Annotated in this window: 16 protein-coding genes; 9 read left to right on the top strand and 7 right to left on the bottom strand. The window is 70.4% G+C overall.

The genetic code is table 11. The annotated features are described in order from the left end of the window. Positions 1-13: 13 nt before the first annotated feature. The 3 genes from A4V12_RS09340 to A4V12_RS09330 all read right to left on the bottom strand — a co-directional run bounded on the left by A4V12_RS09340 (position 14) and on the right by A4V12_RS09330 (position 5,145). Positions 14-2,974, bottom strand: a complete 2,961-nt coding sequence (locus A4V12_RS09340; protein ID WP_064068779.1) for a DEAD/DEAH box helicase — start codon at positions 2,972-2,974, stop codon at positions 14-16. An 83-nt stretch (positions 2,975-3,057) separates the two neighbouring features. Beyond that, positions 3,058-4,347 (bottom strand): serine/threonine-protein kinase, encoded by a 1,290-nt coding sequence (locus tag A4V12_RS09335; protein ID WP_064068778.1) that lies wholly within the window; start codon positions 4,345-4,347, stop codon positions 3,058-3,060. Positions 4,348-4,455: 108 nt separating this feature from the next. Then, positions 4,456-5,145 (bottom strand): hypothetical protein, encoded by a 690-nt coding sequence (locus tag A4V12_RS09330; protein WP_064068777.1) that lies wholly within the window; start codon positions 5,143-5,145, stop codon positions 4,456-4,458. 188 nt (positions 5,146-5,333) lie between these two features. Here A4V12_RS09330 and A4V12_RS09325 point away from each other — a divergent pair, with 188 nt between their 5' ends. Then, positions 5,334-7,187 carry a DUF4357 domain-containing protein gene (locus tag A4V12_RS09325; RefSeq protein WP_064068776.1) on the top strand — a complete coding sequence of 618 codons (1,854 nt, stop codon included), beginning with the start codon at positions 5,334-5,336 and terminating at the stop codon, positions 7,185-7,187. Continuing rightward, positions 7,184-8,536, top strand: a complete 1,353-nt coding sequence (locus tag A4V12_RS09320) for an McrC family protein (RefSeq protein ID WP_064068775.1) — start codon at positions 7,184-7,186, stop codon at positions 8,534-8,536. The genes A4V12_RS09325 and A4V12_RS09320 overlap by 4 nt, the downstream gene beginning before the upstream one ends. A gap of 12 nt (positions 8,537-8,548) precedes the next feature. On the opposite strand, the gene A4V12_RS09315 is transcribed toward A4V12_RS09320, so the two are convergent. Together A4V12_RS09315 and A4V12_RS09310 are read right to left on the bottom strand one after the other, a co-directional pair. Next, positions 8,549-10,078 (bottom strand): helix-turn-helix domain-containing protein, encoded by a 1,530-nt coding sequence (locus A4V12_RS09315; protein ID WP_064068774.1) that lies wholly within the window; start codon positions 10,076-10,078, stop codon positions 8,549-8,551. A gap of 50 nt (positions 10,079-10,128) precedes the next feature. Next, a complete protein-coding gene (locus A4V12_RS09310; protein WP_064068773.1) occupies positions 10,129-10,485 on the bottom strand; it encodes a VOC family protein in 357 nt (118 codons plus the stop codon). An 82-nt stretch (positions 10,486-10,567) separates the two neighbouring features. Between A4V12_RS09310 and A4V12_RS09305 the strand changes: the two genes are divergently transcribed. After that, positions 10,568-10,999 (top strand): protein-tyrosine phosphatase family protein, encoded by a 432-nt coding sequence (locus A4V12_RS09305; RefSeq protein WP_064068772.1) that lies wholly within the window; start codon positions 10,568-10,570, stop codon positions 10,997-10,999. Here the strand turns inward: A4V12_RS09305 and A4V12_RS09300 are convergent. Further along, positions 10,936-11,685, bottom strand: coding sequence for a class I SAM-dependent methyltransferase (locus tag A4V12_RS09300; protein ID WP_423563933.1), 750 nt, complete (start codon positions 11,683-11,685; stop codon positions 10,936-10,938). The genes A4V12_RS09305 and A4V12_RS09300 overlap by 64 nt on opposite strands. A gap of 463 nt (positions 11,686-12,148) precedes the next feature. Between A4V12_RS09300 and acnA the strand changes: the two genes are divergently transcribed. Beyond that, entirely contained in the window at positions 12,149-14,863 is a 2,715-nt protein-coding gene (acnA, locus tag A4V12_RS09295; protein WP_064068771.1) for an aconitate hydratase AcnA, read from the top strand. Positions 14,864-14,952: 89 nt separating this feature from the next. On the opposite strand, the gene A4V12_RS09290 is transcribed toward acnA, so the two are convergent. After that, positions 14,953-18,789, bottom strand: coding sequence for a GH92 family glycosyl hydrolase (locus tag A4V12_RS09290; RefSeq protein ID WP_064068770.1), 3,837 nt, complete (start codon positions 18,787-18,789; stop codon positions 14,953-14,955). Between the two features lie 418 nt (positions 18,790-19,207). Between A4V12_RS09290 and ngcE the strand changes: the two genes are divergently transcribed. The 5 genes from ngcE (at position 19,208) to A4V12_RS09265 (ending at position 25,515) form a co-directional block, all read left to right on the top strand. Continuing rightward, a complete protein-coding gene (gene ngcE, locus A4V12_RS09285) occupies positions 19,208-20,692 on the top strand; it encodes an N-acetylglucosamine/diacetylchitobiose ABC transporter substrate-binding protein (protein ID WP_064068769.1) in 1,485 nt (494 codons plus the stop codon). Between the two features lie 329 nt (positions 20,693-21,021). Continuing rightward, the gene (locus tag A4V12_RS09280; protein WP_064068768.1) at positions 21,022-21,945 is read left to right on the top strand and encodes a carbohydrate ABC transporter permease; all 924 of its coding nucleotides are present in this window, start codon (positions 21,022-21,024) and stop codon (positions 21,943-21,945) included. Positions 21,946-21,958: 13 nt separating this feature from the next. Continuing rightward, positions 21,959-22,888 carry a carbohydrate ABC transporter permease gene (locus A4V12_RS09275; protein WP_064068767.1) on the top strand — a complete coding sequence of 310 codons (930 nt, stop codon included), beginning with the start codon at positions 21,959-21,961 and terminating at the stop codon, positions 22,886-22,888. A gap of 205 nt (positions 22,889-23,093) precedes the next feature. Continuing rightward, on the top strand, positions 23,094-24,293 hold the full coding sequence (locus A4V12_RS09270; RefSeq protein WP_064068766.1) for an ROK family transcriptional regulator: 1,200 nt from the start codon (positions 23,094-23,096) through the stop codon (positions 24,291-24,293). Between the two features lie 121 nt (positions 24,294-24,414). Next, positions 24,415-25,515, top strand: coding sequence for a substrate-binding domain-containing protein (locus A4V12_RS09265; protein WP_064068765.1), 1,101 nt, complete (start codon positions 24,415-24,417; stop codon positions 25,513-25,515). Positions 25,516-25,683: the final 168 nt, after the last annotated feature.

The following is a 25,683-nucleotide window of genomic DNA, read 5'->3' as shown; positions in this document are numbered from 1 at the left end:
GACAGTGGCTCTCTCAGAGGGCGGCGGGCGTGGCGGACAGGGGCGCGGACGCGGCCGGTGGTGCGTCGGGGTCGGGCAGCAGCACCGCGAGCACGCGCAGCATCGGGCGCTGCCCGGTGGTCAGCAGGTCATCGGCGAGGTCGGTGAGCCGCCGCTTGGTGTGCTCGCCCGCCAGCGTGGGCTGCTCCCAGTCGCCGAGGCGCAGCTTGTGGCGCTCGATCGACTCGCGCAGCGGCCGGTCCCAGGCGTCCCGGTGCCGCTCCATGAAGGCCTCGGCGGCCTCCAGTACGGCGGGGATGGCGGCGGCCAACGGGGCGGGGTCCCGGTGACGGAGCTTGTTCGCCATCGTCGGGCCGACCCCGGAGCGGCGCAGCAGCGACACCATGTCGTCGTCCACGGCCCCGCTGCGCGTCACGCCCATCCACTTGACGACCGTCGGCCGGCCCAGGGCGTTCGAGTACACGCCCTGGACGAGATAGGTGGGCTCCGCCACCTCCGCCGTGATCATCGGCGCCTCCTGGCGCCCGAGCCGGACGAGGACCTTGTCCGTCAGCCACTCGACGACCGGGTGCAGGTCGGTCAGCAGCGAGATCTCCGGCCAGCTGGAGGTGGAACCCGCCTCGCGGGCCCGCTGGAGCGAGTGCTGGGCGAGCCGCCGATTGAAGGTGACCAACAGCCGCTCGCGCAACCGCTGTTCGCGCAGGTAGTCCACGGGCAGCGCCTTGAGGCGGTGGAGGAGGTCGGCCGGGGGACGGAAGGACAGCAGGCCCGACTGCTCGTCACGGTCGAGGTCCAGGCGGTCGCGGGCGTCCGGGTACACCTCGCGCAGCGCCTCGTCCAGGAAGTGGGCGGTTGAGTCGAAGAGGCGGGGGAGGACGGAGCCCGTGGCCACTTCCGTGCCGGTGGCGCCTCCGGCCGTCTCGGGGGCGGACTGCCCGTCGGTCTCCGCGTCCTCCGCCTTCGGCTCGTCACCGACCGAGCCGAAGAAGTCCGCCAGGAAGTCGTCCATGGCGTCCGTGCCGGCGTCCTCGCCGGACCGGCGCCTGTCGAGGGACTCGTCCACGGTCCTGCCGCGCAGCAGATCCTGGATGAGGGACTTCTCCTCGGCCTCCGCGCGGTAGAGGCCGGTGACGGCCTCCGCCGTGCCGAGCGAACGGTGCGCCTGGTCCTCGCGCTCAAGGAGCCGCTCGGAGACCAGGGTGTCGTCCTTCGCGCCCTCGGTGCCGCTGGTGAGGATCAGGGCGCGGAACTGCGGCGGGTGGGCCTGACCGTAGCGGTCGATGCGGCCGTTGCGCTGCTCGATGCGGATCAGCGACCACGGTACGTCGTAGTGGACCAGCTGGTGGCACTGGCGGTGCAGGTTGACGCCCTCGGAGGCCACGTCGCCCGTCAGCAGGATCCGTACCGGAGCGCCGGCCAGCCCGAACTCCTCCACGACCCGCATCTGCTGCTCGTCGGACAGGCCGCCGTGCATCACGCGCAGGCAGTCCTTCGCGGTCCGGCCCCGGAAGCCGAGGGCGGCGGGCAGGATGGTCGCCAGCCACTCCAGGGTCTGGACGCGCTCCGAGAAGACCACGACGCGGGTGTCGGAGGACGGGCCGACGCCGATGCCCTTCAGCTGTTCCACCAGCGCGGCGAACTTCGCCGAGTCCGCCTCCGTCAGGTCCGCGGCCAGTTCCGCGAGCCGGCGCAGGGCGGCGAGCTCCGCCGCCGTGGCGAGGGGGTCGTCCTTCTTCTCCAGGGTCTTGATACGGGCGCTCACGGTGGCCTTGAGCGCCGCGTGCGAGGAGAGGAAGGACTTGAGGAGCGTGTACGGGAAGAGCGGGACGGGGCTCACGGACGGGCTGCCGTCGCGCGGCAGCCAGACGGCCGCCAGCTCCTCGAAGATCCGCTCCTCGGCCGGGGTGGCCGGGCAGTGTACGGCCTGGGACGGGCCGCGGTCCGCCCACTGGCCCTTCATCTGCTCGCGGACCTCGGTGCTGACCTTCGTACGGCGGATGAAGAGATGCTCGATGTCCTCCGCCCGGTAGTTCTCCGGGTCGCGGATAGCCGCCGGGTCCAGCAGGGCGATCAGCTCGGCGAACGACCTCGCGTCGCCGTTGTGCGGCGTGGCGGAGGCGAGGATCAGGGCGTCGGTGCGCGGCGCCAGGGTCTGGGCGAGCTGGTTGCGCAGGGAGCCGCGGTTGATCAGGTTGTGCGACTCGTCGATGACGACCGCGTCCCAGCGGATCTGCTCCAGGTGGTGGCGGTACTGATCGGTGTTCTTCAACGTGTCGATCGAGACGATCACGCGCTTGAAGAACGTGAACGGATTCCGTCCCGCGGGGATCTCGCGCTGGATCCGCTCGATGCCCACCGAGTCCAGCCGGACCAGCGGAATGGCGAACCGTGTCCACAGCTCGTGCTGGAACTGCTCCAGGACGTGCTGCGGCGTGACGACGAGGATGCGCTCACCCCGGCCGCGCCGGATGAGCTCGGCGAGCGTCAGGCCGATCTCCAGCGTCTTGCCCAGGCCCACGACGTCCGCGATCAGCAGCCGGGGGCGCAGATTGGCGCCGGAGAGCGCGAGTTCGGCGGGGCGGCGCTGGTAGGGGAGCGGGTCCAGGAGGAAGGAGTCGGCGAGCGCGAGCCGCCGCTCGGACTGGGGCAGGGCCGTGCGGCGCAGCACGGCCTCCAGGAACAGCCGGGAGCGCCGGTAGGTGGGAGAGTCGTCCGCGATCAGGCGGGTGTCGCGCGGGTCGATGAGCTCGACGGTGTCCAGGCCGGTGAAGAACACGGCCTCCTGGTCCCGCACGAAGTCGGACACCCCGACCACCTCGACCCGGGTGCCGTCGTCGGTGGTCGGCACTGCGTTCCTGACCAGCCACACCTCGTCGCGTACGAGCACCTGCGCGCCCGCGGGGAACTGCTGCTCCTGCCCCGCCGCGACCGACGCGTCGCCGTGCTGCTCGGGGCTGGTCTGGACGGCGGTCACCCGTGTCCTCCTGTGGTGTTTCGTGACGGTTGTGGCAGGCCCCTCAGTATCGCGGGTCCGCCCGCATCGGGAGCCCGCCGGTGTCAGAACGCGGCCTGGGCCGCGTACACCTCGCGGAGCCGCTGTGCGGTGATCCGGGCCTGGGCGGAATGCAGCCGCTGCCCGGAGCGGCCGCGGGGGGCGCGGGGAGCGGCCGGCGGCGTGGACGACGGGCTGTCCGTGCCCGAGGCGGGTTCCGGGGCGGCGGGTGCGGACGAGGGCGCATCGCTTCCGGACGGCGGCGCGGGACGGTCGACGAGCGTAGGGGTCGGCTCGGGGACGGCCTGCTCGTCGGCGTCAGGAGCGGGGGCGGCCGGCGGGGTGGCGTCCGGGGAGAGCACCACGGTCGGCCCTGTCGACGGCGGCGTGCTCGGCCCGGGAACCGCCGGGGCCGCCGGGACGGTGGGCGGCAACGGGAGGGCGACCGTGGGCGGCAGGTTGTCCAGCGGATGCGAGGGAGCCGCCGTGTGCGTCGTGAGCCGGCGCCGTGCCTGGGCGACCTTGAAGCCCTGCGCCTCGATGACCGCCCGGCACTGCTGGACGACGTCGCTCAGCGCCGGCCGGTCCTCGGCCCGGTGCGCGAGCATCGCCGTCAGCAGGGGCACCAGCTCGTCGGGGACCCCCGACAGGTCGGGAGCCGTCCCCGGGTCGGTGACCTGATGGAAGAGGACGTGGATGTTCGCGGCCTGGTACGGCAGGTGCCCGGAGACGGCGAACAGCATCACGGCGCCGAGCGCGTGCACGTCGACCGCTGGCGTCAGCGGCCGGTCGCCCCTCGCCTGTTCGGGCGCCATGCACGCAGGTGTGCCGACCACGGTGTTGGGCGCGGTCAGGGACACGCTCGACTCGGCGAACACCGCGAGACCGAAGTCGATGACCTTCGGCCCGTTGGGGCCGAGCAGCACGTTCGCGGGCTTGAGGTCACGGTGCAGCAGACCCTGCTTGTGTACGGTGGCGAGCGCTTCGGCGAGCGTCGCCCCGAGGGAGGCGGCGAGCAGCGAGGGCAGCGGGCCGTGCAAGGCCACGTGCCGGCTCAGGTCGGGGCCCTCAACGTACTCGGTGGCCAGCCACGGCGGATCGGCCTCCGCGTCGGCGTCGAGCAGCGCCGCGATCCGCGCACCCCAGATCGTCTTGAGGATCTCCACTTCCTGGGCGAAGCGCTGCCGGGTCTCGGAGTCCACGACGGACGGCTTGATCACCTTGACGGCTGCGGGCTCCCCGCCGGGTGACTCGCCCAGGTACACCTGCCCCATGCCGCCGTGCCCGATGCGGCCGAGCAGCTCGTAGCCGCCCAGCTCGACGGGGTCATGCGGGCTGAGGGGAGCGATGTGCACGAGGGGCCTTTCTGCTCGTGAGCGTGAGGACGGAGCTGACATGTCCGGTCGCACCGCACACGTTATCCGGCCGGAGACCCGGTGCCGTACGGGCGCGGAGGCGGCCGGCTATCCGAGGTCCCGCCTGCGCTCCGCGAGGCACCGGACCCATAGTGCGTGGGCCCGGCGGGCCTCTTGCGCCGATTCCCGGGCGAAGGCCTCGTCGGCGAAACCCACGGCCGCGACCTTCTCCACCACGTGGACGAGGTGCGCGGCCACCTCACGCAGGCGCTCGGCGTGTGCCGCGCGCAGCCGTGGCGCCAGCTCCTCCTCGCGGGCGGCCAACGCCATCAGGTCGTCGAAACCCGCGTCGTCCGCATAGGCGGAAGGCAGAGCGGGCAGATCCGCTCCGGTGAGACGGCGCACCGCCGGCAGGGCGCGCTCGGCCGCCTCCTCCCGTCCGAGGACACGATGCAGCAGCTCTCGGGCCTGGTCGGTGCCGCGGACGCGAGCGGAGACCGCGTCCAGGGCGTCCAGCTCCGGGCCGATGCTCTGCTCGTCCTCCGCCGCGAGCAGGGCGCCCAGCCGAGCGGCGATTGCCTGGCCCGTGGCCGACGCGTCGTCGATGACGTCGTAGCAGGCGTCGAGCTCCTCGAAGGCGCGCTCCGCCGTGCGGATCGCGGCCGTCACCATGGCCAGGGTGTCACCGTCGAACCGGCCGACCGCCTGGGCGAGCTGCGCGGACGTCATGGACACCGCCGCCAGCAGGTCCTCGGTGTGCCGCTGCCTGGGCGGCCCGCTCGTCGTTCCGGTGCCCACCGTTCCCCTCTCGCCGTCCCGGTGCTCCGCTCCCGATCATGGGCTTCGGCCGCCGCGCACGGCAACGTGCGGCCGGATCTGTGCCGGTCAAGGCGTCGGAGTTGGCCGGAAATACGCGAAGCGCCGCCGAAACGAATCACGAGCGCCCCACAATGCACCCGGCCGTACCCTCCGACCCAAGGACACCGATGCTCGATTCGTACCCGGAGTTCCAGCTGCGCCTGCCGTACGGCGGCCCCGTGGCCAGAGGCCGGCTGCTCTCCGAGAGCGGGACCAACGGCAGCCAGAAGATGGTGGTGCTCGCGGGCTCCCCGGCGCGACCCGACGTCGTCCCGTCGTTCCCGGAGAAGACGCCTTCCTCGCACCGGCTGCGCGAACGGCTCGTCGCGGAAGGGGTGATACGCGAGACGTCCACGTGGCCGGGCAGGCTCGAAGTGGTCGAGGACGTGGAGTGCAATTCGCCCTCCGCGGCGGCGGAGATCCTCGTGGGCCGCAGCTCCAACGGGTGGATGGAGTGGAAGACCGAGGACGGCCGGCCGCTCGCCGACTTCCTCGGCCAGGTGTGGTCGGGTCCGAGCCGCGCCTGGCTGGTGCGGGGGCCGCACTCGGCCGGCCCCGACCTGTTCCGGCGCGCGTGGCTCCCCGAAGGCAGGGTGTTCCTGACCGCCGCCCACCTGCGTCCCGCCGCCACCCAGGGCATCAGCAAGGAACAGTTGCGCACCTTCGTCGACGAGGACTACGGGTCGACGGCGACGTACACCGAGAAGCCGCAGCTCGTCGAGGAGCTGCACGCCTTCCTCTCCCGGATGCGGCCGGGCGACACGGTGTGCGCACTCGCCGACGGTCGGCTCCACACCGGGGAGATCACCGGCAACGTCGAGCACCTCGTCGCCGACGACGGAAGCCACGTCCTCTGGCGCCCCGTGGAGTGGGGAGGCGACGGCTTCCCCCTGGACGAACTGCCGCAGGAACTGCGTCAGAAGCTCTCGTCGCGCCACGACGTGGTCGACCTCACCACCGTCAAGGCCGTCGTCGACGGCCTCGGGGTCAGCGACGAGGAGCTGGTGGAGGAGGCCCTGGCCGACGGCACCGGGATCAGCGCCGAGCCCCTGGCCGTCACCGCCCGCCGCGACGTGGAGCTGCCCGAGCCCACCGAGGAGCTGCGGAAGGAGCTCCACGTGCACCACCTCGAATGGCTGCAGGAGATCAGGCAACTGCTCCACGACGAGAAGCAGCTGATCTTCTACGGCCCTCCCGGGACGGGCAAGACTTTCCTCGCGCAGAGGCTCGCCGCGTTCTTCGGCGGCGGACCGGAACAGGTCGAACTGGTCCAGTTCCACCCGTCGTACTCCTACGAGGACTTCTTCGAGGGCTTCCGTCCCCGCGAGGACCCCGGCACGCGCGAGGTCGCCTTCCGGCTCACGGCCGGCCCCCTGCGCGAGTTCGCCGAGCTGGCCCGCAGGGAGGGCAACCGGCACATCCCGCACTTCCTGGTCATCGACGAGATCAACCGGGCCAACCTCGCCAAGGTCTTCGGCGAGCTGTACTTTCTCCTCGAATACCGCGACCGGTCAGTGCGGCTGACCTACTCGGACGAGGACTTCTTCCTGCCCCGCAACCTCTTCGTCATCGGCACCATGAACACGGCCGACCGCTCGATCGCCCTCGTCGACGCTGCGATGCGCCGGCGCTTCGCGTTCGTCGAGCTCTCCCCGCGCATCGATCCGACCCGAGGGATGCTGCGTTCCTGGCTGGAGTCAAAGGACAAGGACGCCGAACCCGCGGACCTGCTCGACGCCCTCAACGCCCGCATCGACGAACCCGACTTCAAGATCGGACCGTCGTACCTGATGAAGCCCGGCGTCTACCGCGAGGGCGGACTGGAACGGACCTGGCGGACCAAGATCCTCCCGCTCCTGGAGGAGCACCACTACGGCGAAGGCGTGGACATCGAGGACCGCTACGGCCTGCCGGCACTCCGCAGGGCGCTCGCCTCACGCACCACCTCGCCCGAACCGGGCGACGGGACCGACGCGCAGTGACCTCCGACGTCCCCCTCGTCGAACACGGACCCGCGCGTTCGGTTCGGCTCCCCGACGCCGTGGGCCGCGCACTGGCCGCGTCCAGGATCCTTGAAGAGGCCGGTCCGGACCCCTACGCCCCGGGCGCCTGGCGACTACGTGCCGGCAGCAGGGTAGGCGCCGTCACGCTCACCGTGCCCGGCGGCGAAGGCGTCACGGTGCGGATCACCCCCAAGGTGCCGATCGCCCGCCTGCTCTTCCTGCTCGGCTACAGCAGCGACCCCCGGGGCTGGCGGGACGGCGCCGTGGACCTTGCCGCGCACGACGACCTCCTCCCGGCGTTCGCGCACGCCGTCGAGCGCCAGATCGACCGCGCACTGCGGCAGGGCCTGCTCCAGGGCTACCGGACGGCCGAGGAGTCGTCCCCCGTCGTACGCGGCCGGCTCCGCGAGTCCGAACAGATCCGCCGCCGGTTCGGCATGCCCGTGCCTGCGGAGGTGACGTACGACGAATTCACCACGGACATCATCGAGAACCGCATCCTCCGCGCGGCTGTCGACCGGCTTCTGCGCCTCCCCGGTGTCCCCCGGACCGTACGTACGCGCCTGATGCACCAGCGGTCCCGGCTGGTGGACATCACACCGCTCACCCGGGGGCAGACACCACTCGGCTGGCATCCGACGCGGCTCAACACCCGCTATCACCCGGCACTCCACCTTTCCGAGGCGGTGCTGAGGGGATGGTCGGCCGAGCACCTGCCCGGGCAGCTGCGCATGAACGGCTTCCTGTTCGACATGAACGGCATCTACGAGGACTTCGTCTGTACGGCACTACGTGAGGCCATGCGCCCCTACGGTGGCAGAAGTGTCCTCCAGGCCCGGAACATCCACATGGACGAAGGGGATGCGATCCACCTGCGACCCGATTTTGTCTGGTACGGAGAGTCCGGCACCCCACTGATCGTCGCGGACGCCAAGTACAAGGCCCGCAGAAAACGCGGCTTTCCGAATGAGGACCTGTACCAAATGCTGGCCTACTGCACTGCCCTGGGGCTGCCGGAGGGGCACCTGGTGTACGCGAAGGGCAACGCTCCACGCATCAGCCACCGTGTGCGACATGCCGGTACGGTCCTCCACCAGCACGCCATTGACTTGGAACAGCATCCCGCGGGGTTGCTTGCCGAGATCGACGCGCTGGCTCGGCGCATGCTTCACGGCTCAGCAATGTCACGTCAGGGCAGCGCACCCTCTGAGATTTCCTTGAATACCCGAGCCCATCCCGAGCCAAAGCCCCAGACAAGTCCCACAGAAGCCGACGAATCCCCTCCTGGCTCGCATACATGCAGGTCGAGAGGGGATTGGTGGCGCTGAATCTGAGGCTGCTCAGATGTCGCGGAAGATCTCGATCTGCGCGCCCACCGAGTTGAGGCGCTCCGCCAGGTCCTCGTATCCGCGGTTGATGACGTAGACGTTGCGCAGCACGGACGTGCCCTCGGCGGCCATCATGGCGAGCAGGACGACCACCGCGGGCCGCAGCGCCGGCGGGCACATCATCTCGGCGGCGCGCCAGCGGGTGGGGCCCTCCACCAGGACGCGGTGCGGGTCCAGGAGCTGGAGCCGGCCGCCCAGGCGGTTGAGGTCGGTGAGGTAGATGGCGCGGTTGTCGTAGACCCAGTCGTGGATGAGGGTCTGTCCCTGGGCGGACGCGGCGATGGCCGCGAAGAACGGCACGTTGTCGATGTTCAGGCCGGGGAACGGCATCGGGTGGATCTTGTCGATCGGCGCCTCCAGCTTGGAGGGGCGGACGGTCAGGTCCACCAGCCGCGTGCGGCCGTTGTCCGCGGGGTACTCCGCGGTGCGGTCGTGGTCGAGGCCCATCTCCTCCAGGACCGCGAGCTCGATCTCCAGGAACTCGATCGGCACCCGGCGGATCGTCAGCTCCGACTCCGTGACGACCGCGGCGGCCAGCAGGCTCATGGCCTCGACCGGGTCCTCGGAGGGGGAGTAGTCGACGTCCACGTCGATGGAGGGGATGCCGTGCACGGTCAGCGTCGTCGTGCCGATGCCCTCCACCCGTACGCCCAGGGCCTCCAGGAAGAAGCACAGGTCCTGGACCATGTAGTTGGAGGAGGCGTTGCGGATGACGGTGACGCCGTCGTGGCGGGCGGCGGCCAGCAGCGCGTTCTCGGTCACGGTGTCGCCGCGCTCGGTCAGCACGATCGGCCGGTCCGGGGAGACCCGGCGGTCCACCTCGGCGTGGTAGAGCCCCTCGGTGGCCGTGATGTCCAGGCCGAAGCGGCGCAGCGCGATCATGTGCGGCTCGATCGTGCGCGTACCGAGGTCGCAGCCGCCCGCGTACGGGAGCTTGAACTGCCGCAGCCGGTGCAGCAGCGGGCCGAGGAACATGATGATGGACCGGGTGCGGCGGGCGGCGTCCGCGTCGATGGCGGCCATGTCGAGGTGCGCGGGCGGGACGATCTCCAGGTCCATCCCGTCGTTGATCCAACGGGTGCGCACCCCGATGGAGTTGAGGACCTCCAGGAGCCGGTACACCTCCTCGATCCGGGCGACCCGGCGCAGCGTCGTGCGACCCTTGTTGAGGAGGGACGCGCACAGCAGTGCCACGCACGCGTTCTTGCTCGTCTTGACGTCGATGGAGCCGGACAACCGGCGCCCGCCCACTACGCGGAGGTGCATGGGACCCGCGTACCCGAGTGACACGATTTCACTGTCGAGCGCCTCGCCGATCCGAGCGATCATCTCAAGGCTGATGTTCTGATTGCCGCGCTCGATGCGGTTGACCGCGCTCTGGCTGGTGGCCAGCGCTTCGGCGAGCTGCGTCTGCGTCCAGCCGCGGTGCTGCCGGGCGTCACGGATGAGCTTGCCGATGCGTACGAGGTAGTCGTCTGCCATGGGGGCAGGCTATCTCAGATATGAGATGCCCCACCGGGTGGGGTCCGCCGTCAGGGTGACAGCCCGTGCGCCGTGGGGTGGCGCGGCTCGTAGAGCGGCAGTTCACCACCGCTCGGCAGCCGCAGCGCCGCGAGGAGCCCCCACCCCTGATCGCTCACCGGCCGGGAGACCTCCGCCCCGCGCTCCGTCAACTTCCGCAGGGTGCCCTTGATGTCGTCGCACATCAGGAAGAACTCGTGGTGCGGCTCGCCGGACGTCGGGTGCACGGCGACCTCGGCGGGCGGCAGCCGGAAGACCAGCCAGCCCCGTCCGGCGTCGACGTGGTCGAAGCCCAGCACGTCCCTGACGAAGGCCCGGTCGGCCTCGGCGTCCTTGGTGTAGAGGATGACGTGCGCGCCACTGAACATGCTCCGATGCTCGGCGGCCCCGCCGGGCCCCGCAACACCGGTTCCGCCACCCGGGTGCGAGGGCGGCGGCTACCGTGGCCGGATGACCCCGACCTGGAGTGCTGACGCCCCGGGCGTGCTGACGTTCCCCTCCGGCCGCACGGTTCGCGGGCGCGGACTGCGGCGGCCGCTGCCCGCCGGTGAGGCGCCCGACTACGCGGTGTACCTGCTGGGCAGGAGGCCGCCGGAGGCGCCGTGGGAGTCCCGCTGGCTGCGCTGGCCGGACTTCCGGCTGCCCGCCGACCCCGAGGAGGCCCGGGCCGTGCTGCGCGAGGTGTGGGAGCGGGCCGGGGCCGAACGCGTCGAGGTCGCCTGCGGCGGCGGCCGCGGCAGGACCGGTACGGCCCTGGCGTGCCTGGCCGTCCTCGACGGCGTGCCGGCGGACGAGGCGGTGGGCTTCGTCCGGCGCCACTACGACCGCCGTGCCGTCGAGACGCCCTGGCAGCGCCGCTTCGTCCGCCGCTTCACCGGCTGACGCGCCGTCGGGCGTGGGCCGTCCGGCGGATGGTGCCACACCAGGGTCCAGCGCCAGAAGAGCCGGCGCCGCACCACGGCGCCGGGCAGGACCTCCCGCGCGCCGTGCGCGATCTCCCGGAAGGTCATGGTCGCCGGCCGGGTGGGGGCGGTCATCGCGACCGGCCGGGGCCTGGTGCGGCCCCTGCTCGGCACCAGGCCGACGGCGGCGTTGAGCGGCACGGCGAGGGCGCCGAGCAGGTGGTCCCCCGCGGTCCGCGCCCGGTGGAGGCCGACGACCACCAGGGTCCCGCCCGGGGCGAGGTGCCCGCGCAGGACGGTGAGAGCGTCGGTGAACGGCAGGTGGTGCAGGGTGGCGACGCAGGTGATGACGTCGTACGTGCCGGCCGGGACGCCGGTCAGGGCGTCCGCGACCGTGAACGTCACGGGCGCCGCCCCGGGCGCGGGGGCCTGCTCGCGCGCTCGGGCGGTGATTCCCGGGTCGGCGTCGATGCCGTGCACCCGTTCGGCGCGGGTGGCCAGCAGCCGGGCCAGGTCCCCGGCGCCGGAACCGACGTCCAGGGCGCTGCCGAAACGCCGGGGCAGCTGCCGCAGGATCCAGCGGTGGTAGTGGGCGTTGTGGTCCCAGGGGTGGGCGGCGTTGAAGCGGTCGAGGGCCGCCGACAGGCGGCGCGGGAGGGTCATCATGCCCGCAGCCCATCACTCCGGTGGCGGGGTCGTCATGCCCTCAGTCGTCACCCCGGTCACACATGCGCCATGCCCGCAGCCCATCACCCCCGCGGCGCGGTCGTCACGCGCCCAGCCCCTCACCCGCCGACCGGCCCCCTCCGGCCCGCCGCCCGGTCCGCTCCGGCCCAGCGTCCAGCCCCCTCGGGCCCCCGCCCCCCGGTTCTCCCCCCGGCCCGGCGCCCGCGCCCCCCGGCGTTTCCGCGGGCCGCGCCGCGCCCGGGCGGCGTACCGCCGGGCGTGCCTCGTCGCCGGGCGCGGTCATGTACTAGAGTTATCTCGACATCGAGATATCTGCCGAAAGACGCACCGCAGCCGCGCCAGCCGGTAAGGGTTACCTAACTAAGTCTTACCTTAGCGGATCGGCGAGGAGCCCACGCGGCAGGATGCGGTAAGAACGCGCACATTGATGAAGGAGACTGTCGTGTCGGCGAACAGCTTCGACGCCCGCAGCACGCTGCGCGTGGGCGACGAGTCGTACGAGATCTTCAGGCTGGACAAGGTCGAGGGCTCCGCGCGCCTCCCCTACAGCCTCAAGGTCCTCCTGGAGAACCTGCTCCGTACCGAGGACGGCGCGAACATCACCGCCGACCACATCCGGGCCCTGGGCGGCTGGGACTCCCAGGCCCAGCCGAGCCAGGAGATCCAGTTCACGCCCGCCCGCGTGATCATGCAGGACTTCACCGGTGTGCCGTGTGTCGTCGACCTCGCCACCATGCGCGAGGCCGTCAAGGAGCTCGGCGGCGACCCGGCGAAGATCAACCCGCTGGCCCCGGCCGAGCTGGTCATCGACCACTCCGTCATCGCCGACAAGTTCGGCACGGCGGAAGCCTTCGGCCAGAACGTCGAGCTGGAGTACGGCCGCAACAAGGAGCGCTACCAGTTCCTGCGCTGGGGCCAGACCGCCTTCGACGAGTTCAAGGTCGTCCCCCCGGGCACCGGCATCGTCCACCAGGTGAACATCGAGCACCTGGCCCGCACCGTCATGGTCCGGGGCGGCCAGGCGTACCCCGACACCCTCGTCGGCACCGACTCCCACACCACCATGGTCAACGGCCTCGGTGTGCTCGGCTGGGGCGTCGGCGGCATCGAGGCCGAGGCCGCCATGCTCGGCCAGCCGGTCTCCATGCTGATCCCGCGCGTCGTCGGCTTCAAGCTCACCGGCGAGCTGCCCACCGGCACCACCGCCACCGACCTGGTGCTCACCATCACCGAGATGCTGCGCAAGCACGGCGTCGTCGGCAAGTTCGTCGAGTTCTACGGTGAGGGCGTCGCCGCCACCTCCCTCGCGAACCGCGCCACCATCGGCAACATGTCGCCCGAGTTCGGCTCCACCGCCGCGATCTTCCCGATCGACGGCGAGACGCTGAACTACCTCAAGCTCACCGGCCGCTCCGAGCAGCAGGTCGCGCTCGTCGAGGCGTACGCCAAGGAGCAGGGCCTCTGGCTGGACCCGGCCGCCGAGCCGGACTTCTCCGAGAAGCTGGAGCTGGACCTCTCCACGGTCGTCCCCTCCATCGCCGGCCCCAAGCGCCCGCAGGACCGCATCGTCCTCGCCAACGCCGCCGAGCAGTTCAAGCAGGACGTCCGCAACTACGTCGACATGGTCGACGAGGCGGGCCAGGAGTCCTTCCCGGCCTCCGACGCCCCCGCCGTCACCGACGGCGTGCCGTCCAACCCGGTCACCGTCACCGCCGCCGACGGCTCCACGTACGAGATCGACCACGGCGCCGTCACCGTCGCCGCGATCACCTCCTGCACCAACACCTCGAACCCGTACGTCATGGTCGCCGCCGCGCTGGTGGCCAAGAAGGCGGTCGAGAAGGGCCTGACCCGCAAGCCGTGGGTCAAGACCACCCTCGCCCCGGGCTCCAAGGTCGTCACCGACTACTTCGACAAGGCGGGCCTGACCCCGTACCTCGACAAGGTCGGCTTCAACCTCGTCGGCTACGGCTGCACCACCTGCATCGGCAACTCCGGCCCGCTGCCGGAGGAGGTCTCCAAGGCCGTCAACGACCACGACCTCGCCGTCACGTCGGTCCTCTCCGGCAACCGCAACTTCGAGGGCCGGATCAACCCCGACGTCAAGATGAACTACCTGGCCTCCCCGCCGCTGGTCGTCGCGTACGCCATCGCGGGCTCCATGAAGGTGGACATCACCAAGGACGCCCTGGGCATCGACCAGGACGGCAACCCGGTGTACCTGAAGGACATCTGGCCCTCCGAGGCCGAGGTGAACGAGGTCGTCGCCGGCGCCATCGGCGAGGACATGTTCAACAAGTCCTACCAGGACGTCTTCGCCGGCGACGCCCAGTGGCAGGCGCTGCCGATCCCGACCGGCAACACCTTCGAGTGGGACCCGCAGTCCACCTACGTCCGCAAGCCCCCCTACTTCGAGGGCATGCAGATGGAGACGACCCCGGTCACCGACATCACCGGCGCCCGCGTGCTCGCCAAGCTGGGCGACTCGGTCACCACCGACCACATCTCCCCGGCCGGCGCCATCAAGGCCGACACCCCGGCCGGCAAGTACCTCACGGAGCACGGCGTCGAGCGCCGCGACTTCAACAGCTACGGCTCGCGCCGCGGCAACCACGAGGTCATGATCCGCGGCACGTTCGCCAACATCCGCCTGCGCAACCAGATCGCGCCGGGCACCGAGGGCGGCTACACCCGCGACTTCACCCGGGACGGCGGTCCGGTGTCGTTCATCTACGACGCCTCCCGCAACTACATCGACCAGGGCATCCCGCTGGTCGTGCTGGCCGGCAAGGAGTACGGCTCCGGCTCGTCCCGCGACTGGGCCGCCAAGGGCACCGCGCTCCTCGGCGTCAAGGCCGTCATCGCCGAGTCCTACGAGCGCATCCACCGCTCGAACCTCATCGGCATGGGCGTCCTGCCGCTGCAGTTCCCCGAGGGCGCGTCCGCCCAGTCGCTCGGCCTGACCGGCGAGGAGACCTTCTCCATCTCCGGCGTCACCGAGCTGAACGAGGGCACCACGCCCCGCACGGTGAAGGTCACCACCGACACCGGTGTCGAGTTCGACGCGGTCGTCCGCATCGACACCCCCGGCGAGGCGGACTACTACCGCAACGGCGGCATCATGCAGTACGTGCTGCGCAACCTGATCCGCAGCTAGGGATCAGCCGCACGGCACAAGGGCCGCACCCCGTCCGGACGACGGGGTGCGGCCCTTCCGCGTACTCACGGACACGGCACGTGCACGGCTCAGCGCAGCAGCTCCACCTCCGCCAGCGTCGACACCGCACTCGGCACCAGCCGGTAGCGCTCGTACGTCCCGGGCCGCGCCACCGTGAACACCCGCGTCTGCCGGTCCCAGGCGAACACCTCGCCGGACCGCCGGTCGAGGTCCTTCCAGACGGTGCCGTCCCGCGACCCCTGGAGCACCCACCCCGCGGGGGCGGACCCCCGCCCCGCCGAGGTCAGCGTGTACTGCACCGCCCGCGTACCGCCCGCCGGGACCGGCAGCTCCACGGCCTCCACCGACGCGGACGTCGCCGACGTGTCGTCGAACAGCTCGCCCGCACCCGCCAGCACGTCCCGGCGCGGCGCGGGCACCGCGTCGTCCCGGGTGATGGAGACGGGCGCCGCGTGCCGGCCCGTGCCCCACGCCGACGGCTCCGGGCCCATGTCGAACTCCAGCGTCCCGCCGCGCGCCACCACCGCGTGCGGCAGCGCGGTCGACGTCCAGCGCTTGCCGTTGACCTTCAGGCCCTGCACGTACACGTTCCGCGCGCTGTTCTCCGGGGCCCTGACCACCAGCGTGCGGCCGTTGTCCATGCGTACCGTCGCCCTGGTGAACAGCGGCGAGCCGATGGCGTACTCCCCACTGCCCATCACCAGCGGGTAGAAGCCCAGCGCCGAGAAGAGCCACCAGGCCGACTGCTCGCCGTTGTCCTCGTCGCCGTGGTAGCCCTGCCCGATCTCGCTGCCCGTGTACAGCCTCGACAGCACCTCGCGGACCTTCTCCTGGGTCTTCCACGGCTGCCCGGCAGCGTTGTACATGTACGGCACGTGGTGGGCCACCTGGTTGGAGTGGCCGTACATGCCCATCCGCACGTCCCGTGCCTCCGTCATCTCGTGGATGACGGAGCCGTAGGAGCCGACGAACTCCGGTGAGGCCGTCTCCGGCGTCGAGAAGTACGTGTCGAGCTTCTTCGCCAGACCCGCCCGGCCCCCGTACAGGTTCGCCAGGCCCCGGCTGTCCTGGGGAGCGGTGAAGGCGTAGCCCCAGCCGTTGGTCTCCGTGTAGTCGTGGCCCCACACCCGCGGGTCGTACGACGCCGACGGCACCCGCCACCCGCCCTTCGCGTCCCGCCCCTGGAAGAAGCCGGCCTCCCGGTCGAAGAGCGTGACGTACTGCCGCGCCCGGTTGAGGAAGTAGGCCGACTCCTCCTTGTACCGGGGCTTCCCGGTCCTCTTGAAGAGCGCGTCCGCCATCCTCGACAGGCCGTAGTCGTTGACGTACCCCTCCAACGACCAGGACAGGCCCTCGTGCGTCGCGGTGGAGGCGTAGCCGAGGAACGGCGACGTCTCCATGCCCTTGCGGCCGACGCCGGACGAGGGCGGCACGACCGTCGCGTTCTTCAGCGCCGCCTCGTACGCCGCCTCCGCGTCGAAGCCGACGCCCTTGACGTACGCGTCGGCGAACGCGACGTCGGAGGACGTGCCGGTCATCAGGTCCGCGTACCCCGGCGAGGACCAGCGGGAGATCCAGCCGCCGTCCTTGTACTGCTGCACGAAACCGTCGACCAGGCCGCCCGCCGCGCGCGGGGTGAGGAAGGAGTACGCGGGCCAGGTCGTCCGGTAGGTGTCCCAGAAGCCGTTGTTGACGTACACCCGGCCGTCGACGATCCTCGCGCCCGTCCGGGTCGGCGTGTCCGGGCCGGTCTGCGGCGAGAACGGGCTGGCGTACCGGTCGCGTCCGTCGACCTTCTCGAAGCCCGAGTTGGGGTAGAGGTAGAGCCGGTAGAGGTTGGAGTACAGGGTGACCAGCTGGTCGCGGGTGGCGCCCTCCACCGTCACCCGGCCGAGGATCCGGTCCCACGCGGCCTGCGCCCGTGCCCGGACCCGTTCGAAGGACGCGTCTTCCGGGATCTCCGCCGCCAGGTTCAGCTTCGCCTGCTCCACGCCGATCAGCGACGTCGCCATGCGCAGCGTCACGGTCCGGTCCGCGCCCGCGTCGAAGCGCAGGTGCCCCTTCACGCCGACCGACGCGGAGCCGGTGACCGGCGCGTCGAAGACGCCGTACACGAACATCCGGGTCGCGCCCGTCGACAGACCGCTCTTGACGTCCGAGAAGCCGGTGAAGGACCGGGTCGCCGGGTCGAGCGTGAGGCCGCCCTCGTCGGTGACGTTGTCGAAGACGACCGAGGCGTCCGCGCCCGGGTAGGTGAACCGCATGATCGCCGCGTGGTCGGTCGGGGTGATCTCGGCCCTGACGCCGCTCTCGAAGGTGACGCCGTAGTAGTGCGGCCTGGCCGTCTCCTTCTCGTGCCGGAACGGCAGCGCGCGGCGCACCCGGTCGGTCTCCGGCGTTCCCGCCGCGGCCGAGGGCAGCAGCTGGAAGGTCTGCCGGTCGCCCATCCACGGGCTGGGCTCGTGGCTGGCGCTGAACGCCTGGATCGTGGGGAGGTTGTCCGCGTTGTTGCCGCGCGCGTACTCGTACAGCCAGCTCTTGGACGCCGCGTTGGTCACCGGCGTCCAGAAGTTGAACCCGTGCGGCACGGCGGTCGCGGGGAAGGCGTTGCCGCGCGAGAAGGAGCCGCTGGAGTGGGTGCCGCGCACGGTCGAGGCCAGGTCGGAGGGGCGTGCGTGCCGGTCCGCCGGCGCCGCGCGGCCGATGGTGATGTCGTCGATCCAGCCCTGGAACACGGCCGGGCCCTTGGGGGAGTCGTACGCGACGAGGATCCGGTCCACCGTCCGCCCGGCCGCGACCGTCCCTATCCCCGCGGTCACCTGGTTCCACTGGTTGACGTAGAGCCGTTTCGCCGCCCCCTGCCCGCGCGGGGTGAGCGCCCCGCCGTGGCTGTCGACGGCCCCCAGGTCGCTGAGGTAGGTGCCGTCGGTGAACGCCAGGTCCACGGCGACGTTCGTGGCGGGGTAGTTCAAGTCCGTCTCCGGCATGGAGGGGAAGAGGCGGTACGACAGCTCGGTGTCCCGGCGCACGGGTGTGTGCACGTCGAAGACCTTGTTGTACGAGTACGCCCGGCCCTCCGGCCGGTGCGTGCCCGCGTACCGCAGCGCGCGGACACCGGTGAACCCGGCGTTCGCCCTGGCCGTGGGGGAGCCGCCGGGTCCGCGGTCGACGTGGGTGCGCATGTCGGGCGGGACGGGGGTGGAGGCGTCACCGTTCGAGAACTGGACGTCGGCGAGCTGGGTGATGCCCGGGGCGCCGTTGTTCCCGGTGATCTCCAGCCGGTAATGCGCGTACTCCGTTGAATTGTTGAAGTCGTACGTACGGGTTTCGAAGCGCTTTTCGAATGTCTGGCCCTCCCGGGTGTCCAGGACCGTCCACTCCGCACCGTCGGCCGAGCCCTTGAGCGTCCAGTTCCGGGGGTCGCGGGGGGCGTGGTCGTTCGCGGAAGTCAGCGCGTACGTCACGACCTTGACGGGTTCGTCCAGATCGAATTCGACCCAGGCGGTCGGGGTGAAAGTGAGCCATTTCGTGCTCGGCTGGAGGTCGACCAGGTTCTCCTTGGTCTCGCCCGCGCCGCCGTTCTCGCCGCTGGCGCGCACCGCGGTGACCTTGTCGGTGACGTTCCCCGGTATGCCCGCCGAGAAGGCGCCGTCGACGCCGGACGCCCGGCGCCGGCCGTCGGCGGTGACGTCGACGGTGCTGCGCCAGTCCGGTGGGCGCTCGTCCGGCTCGAACGACGACCGGAACTCCTGCTCGGCCGCGTCCGGTTGGCCGGGGCGGGCGAGTGCGGCGGCGGCCGGGGGCGCGGCCGCCGCGATCAGCGAGGCGGCCGCCACGAGGGCGGCCGTCCGGGGGAATCGTCGACGGGTTCCGGGTCGGGACGTTCTGGGCTGTCTGGGCTGCATCCCGCGTCCTGCCTCCTGCCGAAAGCGCGTTGGACAACGTTGTCAGGCAAAGTGCGCAGGAACCAGTAGGGAGGTAAGTGGCGTGCGGTGTCAAGGGTGTTGACGGTGCGGTAAGAGGCGATTCAGCCGTTCTGGCGAACGGTGTGGCCGGTGAATGCGCACCAGGGCTCATGGCATTTCCCCGAGGTCTCAACTCGGGAAAGACTGCTGACCAAAGTTGCTTTCGATCTTGCTCATGTGACGCGAAGTGGACTATACCTGTCGGCGTCCGAGTGGCATTCCGCCAGCCGGCGCCGCACGATCACCCAGCACCTGCACGACCCAGCAAATGACCGCGGTGGCGGGGCCCTTCGTCTCAGGCGAGCAGGACGGGCGACCGGTACACCGCCTGAGTCCTGGAGAAGGCGAGGACTTGAGCATGGGATCCACCTCCGCCCGCACCAACGAGGGCCCCGGCCGCGAGGGCCGCGAGGGCCACGACGAGGGCCTCGGTCGTCGCGACCTGATCAGGCGGTCCGCCGCGATCGGTCTGATCACCGTGCCGGCCATGGGGCTGCTGTCCGCCTGCGCCACCGGCGGTGGCGGCGGCAACGACAAGGAGACCAAGGCCCCCGGCGGCCCCAAGTCGGAGAAGAACCCGCTCGGTGTGGCCAAGGGCGCCGCGCTGGAGGCGTTCATCTTCAAGGGCGGCCTCGGCGACCAGTACGCCAAGGACGCCGAGGCCGACTACAAGGCCACCTACGGCGCCGACGTCAAGCACACCGGCACCCAGCAGGTCGGGCCCAAGCTCACCCCGCGCTTCGCGGGCGGCAACCCGCCGGACGTCATCGACAACTCCGGCGCCGACCACCTCGACATGAACAAGCTCTCCACCCAGGGCCAGCTCCAGGACCTCGCCGCGCTCCTCGACGCGCCCTCGCTGGACGACCCGGCGAAGAAGGTCCGCGACACGATCCACCCCAGCACCGTCGAGAAGGGCAAGCACGGCGACACCTTCGACGTGCTCTACTACGCCTTCACCATCTACGGCACCTGGTACTCGCAGAAGCTCCTCGCCGACAAGGGCTGGGCGTACCCCAAGACCCTCTCGGAGATGGTCACCCTCTGCGGCGAGATCAAGAAGGCCGGCATCGCCCCCTGGACGTACGCGGGCAAGTTCCCCTACTACGTGCACTTCAACCTCTTCGCCCAGATCGCCAAGATCGGCGGCATGGAGAAGTGGATCGCGATCGACAACCTGGAGCCGAACGCCTGGACCTCCAACGACGCGGTCAAGGAGGTCGTCGAGCACTACGAGGAGCTCGCCGCCAAGAAGTACTTCCTGGAGGGCAGCCAGGGCCTCACCCACATCCAGTCCCAGACCGCCTGGAACAAGGGCAAGGCCGTCTTCATCCCCAACGGCTCCTGGGTCGAGAACGAGGCGGCCCCCACCACGCCCGCCGACTTCGGCATGGCGGTCGGGGCCCTCTTCGACGGCACCGGCGACAAGATGCCGCACGGCACGCTGCGCGGTGAGCCGAGCGAGCCCTACATCGTCGCGAGCAAGGGCCGCAACCCGGCCGGCGGCATGGAGCTGCTGCGCATCATGCTCTCCAAGAAGCACGCGCAGAACTTCGCGACCAAGGTGAAGTCCCTGACCTGTGTCATGAACGCCACCGAGGGAATGACCCTCTCACCCGGTCTCGCCTCCGCCAGCAAGGCCTTCAAGGAGGCGGGGGACAACCTGATCAGCCTCCAGCTCCAGGAGTGGTACCCGGCGCTCACCGACGAGAAGATCGGCGGTCTGACCGGCCAGCTCCTCGCCGGCGAGCTGAAGGCCGCCGACTGGATCAGGAAGACCCAGGCCGAATGCGACAAGGTGGCCAAGGACGACGCGGTCACCAAGTTCAAGCGCACGATGTAGTCGCGTGACCGCGTGACCGCGTGACCGCGTGACCGCGTGACCGCGTGACCGCGGGACGGGTGACCGGTCGCCGCGTCACCGGTCACCGGGTGACAGGTGACCGCGCGGGACGGGTGGCCGCGCGGCACCCCGCCCCTCCCGCGGCAAGCCGTCGCGCGCCGGGCGACCGGGCGGGCACGGCCGCCCGACGGACGACCGGGCGACACGCGGCCGCGGGAGCCGTGACCGTACGACGTCCCACCGCACGATGCCTCATGGCACGGCGCACGCCGTGCCGGAACGCCTGACCTGACAGTTTCGCCGAACGAGGGGAAGGGCCGGGGAGCACCATGCAACACGGCAAATACCGATTCATCGTGGGCTTCCTGGCCCTGCCTCTGCTCATCTACGGCGTTTTCGTCATCTCGCCGTTCGTCCAGGCGTTCCAGATCTCGATGACCGACTGGTCCGGCCTGGTGGGGACCGCGGAGTTCGTCGGCCTCGACAACTTCGGCAAGCTCTGGGAGAGCGACGACTTCTGGAACGCGCTGCGCCACAACGTCTACATGCTGGCGTTCGTGCCGCTGGTGACCCTGGCGCTCGGGCTCTTCTTCGCCTTCATGCTCAATGTGGGCGGCCGCCGCCGGAAGAACGAAGTGGTCACCGGTGTCGCCGGCTCGAAGTTCTACAAGTTCGTGTTCTTCTTCCCCCAGGTCATCTCCATCACGATCATCGCCGTCATCTGGTTCAACATCTACAACCCGGACCCGGACGACGGCATGCTCAACAGCCTGCTGGGCGCGGTCGGGCTGGATTTCCTGCAGAACGCCTGGCTGGGGGAGAAGAGCCTCGCCCTGTGGTGCATCAGCGCGGTGATGGTCTGGGGGCACGTCGGCTTCTACGTGGTGCTGTTCTCCGCCGCGATGGCCTCCGTCCCGAGGGACATCTACGAGGCGGCCCTGCTGGACGGCGCCGGCCGCTTCCACACGTTCTTCCGGATCACCCTCCCGCTGCTGTGGGACACCGTCCAGACCGGCTGGGTGTACATGGGCATCATCGCCCTGGACGCCTTCGCGCTGGTCCAGATCATGTCGGTGAACATGGGCGGTCCGGACGGCGCGACCGACGTCATGCCGCTGCGGCTGTACCTGACGGCGTTCCGGGACAGCCAGTTCGGCTACGCCGCCGCCATGGGCGTCGCGATGCTCATCGTCACCATGACCTTCGCCGTGCTCACGATGCGCTTCGCGCGCCGTGAGCGGATCGAGTACTAGGGAGTCGGGCCGGATGACGACCGAAGAGATCGAGAAGGTCACCGAGCGGGGGCCCGCCGCGTCCGCCGGGGTCACCCGACGGCTCGGCCCGGCGACCGGCCGCCCCTCCGAGGCGAGCGTGCTCAACGTCTTCTCCCACGGCATCCTCGTGGTGTGGGCGCTGATGGTGGGCGTGCCGCTGCTGTGGGTGCTGTGGAGCGCCTTCAAGGACAGCAACGGCATCCTGACCGACCCGTGGGGCCTGCCGACCGTCCTGCACTGGGAGAACTGGTCGAACGCGTGGAACGACGCGAACATGGGCCAGTACTTCGTCAACACCGCCATCGTGGTCGGCGGGTCCGTCGTCGGCACGATGGTGCTGGGGTCGATGGCCGCGTACGTCCTGGCCCGGTTCACCTTCCCCGGCAACCGGTTCATCTACTACCTGTTCGTGGCCGGCATGTCCTTCCCCGTCTTCATGCTGGTCATTCCGCTCTTCTTCGTCCTGCGGGACTTCCCCGGCAGCTCGCTGCTGGCGACGTACCACGGGCTGATCCTCGTCTACATCGCGTACTCGCTGCCGTTCACCGTCTTCTTCATGACGGCGTTCTTCCGTACGCTGCCGACCTCCGTCGCCGAGGCGGCGATGATCGACGGCGCCTCGCACACGCGGACCTTCTTCCAGGTGATGGTGCCGATGGCCAAGCCGGGACTGATCAGCATCGGGATCTTCAACTTCCTGGGGCAGTGGAACCAGTACCTGCTGCCGATGGTGCTCAATCAGCAGGAGGACAAATACGTCCTCACCCAGGGGCTGGCGATGATCGCGCTGCAGCAGGGTTATGAGAACGACTGGGGTGCGCTGATGGCCGGCATGATGATCGCCATGCTGCCGGTGCTGATCGTGTACTCGATCTTCCAGCGGCAGGTGCAGTCCGGTCTGACGGCCGGGGCGCTGAAGTAATTCACATCACGAAACGAAACGGCCCGCCGGTGGAGCACCCGCTCCCGGCGGGCCGTTTCCTTGGGACTGGAGGCAAATATCCGATTCATCCGCATCTCATTCGCTCATCGGAGGCCTACAACGCTCAAGGTCTTGACGGGGGCCAACCCAAAAGGCTCAGCTTAGAGTTCACATGTTGGAGAAAACGGCAGGAGTGAGTGAGTCGATGGAGACTCCGGGGTCGCAGACATCTCTGCATCGGGCCAATCTCGAGCGGGTCGTGCGCGCGGTGCGCATGGCGGGTTCGCTCACCCAGGCGGAGATCGCCAGGAGCACCGGCCTGTCCGCCGCCACGGTCTCCAACATCGTCCGTGAGCTCAAGGACGGCGGCACCGTCGAGGTGACGCCCACCTCGGCGGGCGGCCGCCGGGCCCGCAGCGTCTCGCTCAGCGGGGACGCCGGGATCGTCATCGGGGTCGACTTCGGTCACACCCACCTGCGCGTCGCCGTCGGCAACCTGGCCCATCAGGTCCTCGCCGAGGAGTCGGAGCCGCTCGACGTCGACGCCTCGTCCGAGGAGGGCTTCGATCGGGCGGAAGCGCTGGTCAAACGGTTGATCGCGGCCACCGGGATCAGCCAGGACAAGGTCGTCGGCGTGGGGCTCGGTGTGCCGGGGCCCATCGACGTCTCCTCCGGGACCCTGGGCTCCACCGCGATCCTGCCGGGCTGGACGGGCATCAACCCCAGCGAGGAGCTCGCCGGCCGCCTCGGCGTCCCCGTGTACGTCGACAACGACGCCAACCTCGGCGCGCTCGGCGAGCTGGTCTGGGGCGGCGGGCGCGGGGTCCGGGACCTCGCGTACATCAAGGTCGCCAGCGGTGTCGGCGCCGGTCTGGTGATCGACGGGCAGATCTACCGGGGCCCGGGCGGCACCGCCGGGGAGATCGGGCACATCACGCTGGACGAGTCCGGTCCCGTCTGCCGCTGCGGCAACCGCGGCTGCCTGGAGACGTTCACCGCCGCCCGCTACGTCCTGCCGCTGCTCCAGCCCAGCCACGGGCCGGACCTGACCATGGAGCGCGTCGTCCAGCTGGCGCGCGAGGGCGACCCGGGCTGCCGCCGGGTGATCGGGGACGTGGGGCGGCACATCGGCAGCGGTGTGGCCAACCTGTGCAATCTCCTCAACCCCAGCCGCGTGGTCCTGGGCGGCGACCTGGCGGAGGCCGGGGAACTGGTCCTGGGGCCCATCCGCGACTCGGTCTCCCGGTACGCCATCCCCAGCGCCGCCCGCCAGCTGTCGGTGGCTCCCGGCGCCCTGGGGGGCCGTGCCGAGGTGCTCGGCGCCCTCGCGCTCGTGCTGAGTGAAATGGGGGATTCGACCCTGTTGGAGAGTGCCCTCACGCCGGTCACTCCTGCGTTCACTTAGATAACGGATGGCACCGTTGTCATCTCGTTGTCAATTTACTCCTTGACGACGACCCGGCGGCCGAGTTGACTTCCAGCCACCTCGGCCGCAACGTCGCGGCCTCGTCAGGGAGGCAACCCACATGAACGCAATGACGCGACGCATCGTCATAGGCACGGCAGCGGTGACGATGGCCGCTTCCCTCGCCGCTTGTGGCAAGGCGGGCGACGGTGACACCGCCGGCGGCGGCGGAGGCGACAGCAAGACCATCGGTCTGCTGCTGCCGGAGAACAAGACGACCCGCTACGAGACGTTCGACCGCCCGATCATCGAGGCGAAGATCAAGGAACTGTGCGGCGACTGCGAGGTCAAGTACAACAACGCCGCGCAGGACACCGAGACCCAGAAGAAGCAGTTCGACGCCCTCGTCACCCAGGGCGTCAAGGTCATCATCCTCGACTCGGTCGACTACAAGGCCACCAAGTCCTGGGTGCAGCAGGCCGAGAAGAAGGGCGTGAAGGTGGTCGCGTACGACCGCCTGGCCGAGGGCCCCATCGCCGCCTACGTCAGCTACGACAACGAGAAGATCGGCCGCCTTCAGGGCGAGGGCCTGGTCAAGGCGCTCGGCGCCAAGGCCAAGGACAGCAACGTCGTGATGATCAACGGCTCGCCGACCGACCCCAACGCCCCGCTGTTCAAGAAGGGCGCCCACAGCGTCCTGGACACCGGTGTCAAGAAGGTCGTCTACGAGCAGGACATCCCGGACTGGTCCCCGGACGAGGCCAACAAGAAGATGGGTGCCGCCATCGACTCCCTGGGCAAGGACGGCTTCCAGGGCGTCTACTCCGCCAACGACGGCATGGCCGGCGGCATCATCACCGCCCTGAAGAAGCAGGGCGTCAAGGTCCCGGTCGGCGGCCAGGACGCCGAGCTCGCCGGTCTCCAGCGCATCCTGACGGGCGACCAGGCCTTCACGATCTACAAGCAGATCAAGCCCGAGGCCGAGACCACCGCCGAGATCGCGGTCAAGCTCCTCAAGGGGGAGGACATCGCCTCCCTCACGCCGACCAAGGTCACCAGCCTCACCGGTGAGTTCAAGGACATCCCGGCCAAGCTGTACGACGCGCAGATCGTGACCAAGGAGAACATCGCCTCCACGATCATCGCCGACAAGGTCTACAAGGCCGCGGACATCTGCACGGCCGAGTACAAGGCCGCCTGCGCCGCCGCCGGCATCAAGTAACCCCCGGCCCCGGCCCACGGCCCCCGCGGCCACCCCGGACCGGTCCGGCGCCCGCCCCTCCACGCCCCGCAAGCGCGGGCGGGCGCCGGACTCACCACCCGGACCCCACCGGACCCACCGGACCCCCGGCCGCCGCGCCGGGCCCGCCCCGCGGGCACGCGCCCCGGC

This window comes from Streptomyces noursei, assembly GCF_001646665.1.
Lineage (GTDB): Bacteria > Actinomycetota > Actinomycetes > Streptomycetales > Streptomycetaceae > Streptomyces > Streptomyces lavendulocolor.
The sequence above is the reverse complement of the archived record's forward strand: the minus strand, read 5'-3'. Positions and strand labels throughout refer to the sequence as shown.

Excerpts from the sequence above, each read along its gene's own strand:
- A4V12_RS09300 (WP_423563933.1), bottom strand. The coding sequence starts at position 11,685 with ATGATGACCCTCCCGCGCCGCCTGTCGGCGGCCCTCGACCGCTTCAAC.
- A4V12_RS09290 (WP_064068770.1), bottom strand. The coding sequence starts at position 18,789 with ATGCAGCCCAGACAGCCCAGAACGTCCCGACCCGGAACCCGTCGACGA.
- A4V12_RS09305 (WP_064068772.1), top strand. The coding sequence starts at position 10,568 with ATGACCCCGACCTGGAGTGCTGACGCCCCGGGCGTGCTGACGTTCCCC.
- A4V12_RS09310 (WP_064068773.1), bottom strand. The coding sequence starts at position 10,485 with ATGTTCAGTGGCGCGCACGTCATCCTCTACACCAAGGACGCCGAGGCC.
- A4V12_RS09275 (WP_064068767.1), top strand. The coding sequence starts at position 21,959 with ATGACGACCGAAGAGATCGAGAAGGTCACCGAGCGGGGGCCCGCCGCG.
- ngcE (WP_064068769.1), top strand. The coding sequence starts at position 19,208 with ATGGGATCCACCTCCGCCCGCACCAACGAGGGCCCCGGCCGCGAGGGC.
- A4V12_RS09270 (WP_064068766.1), top strand. The coding sequence starts at position 23,094 with ATGGAGACTCCGGGGTCGCAGACATCTCTGCATCGGGCCAATCTCGAG.
- A4V12_RS09315 (WP_064068774.1), bottom strand. The coding sequence starts at position 10,078 with ATGGCAGACGACTACCTCGTACGCATCGGCAAGCTCATCCGTGACGCC.
- A4V12_RS09325 (WP_064068776.1), top strand. The coding sequence starts at position 5,334 with ATGCTCGATTCGTACCCGGAGTTCCAGCTGCGCCTGCCGTACGGCGGC.
- A4V12_RS09280 (WP_064068768.1), top strand. The coding sequence starts at position 21,022 with ATGCAACACGGCAAATACCGATTCATCGTGGGCTTCCTGGCCCTGCCT.
- A4V12_RS09265 (WP_064068765.1), top strand. The coding sequence starts at position 24,415 with ATGAACGCAATGACGCGACGCATCGTCATAGGCACGGCAGCGGTGACG.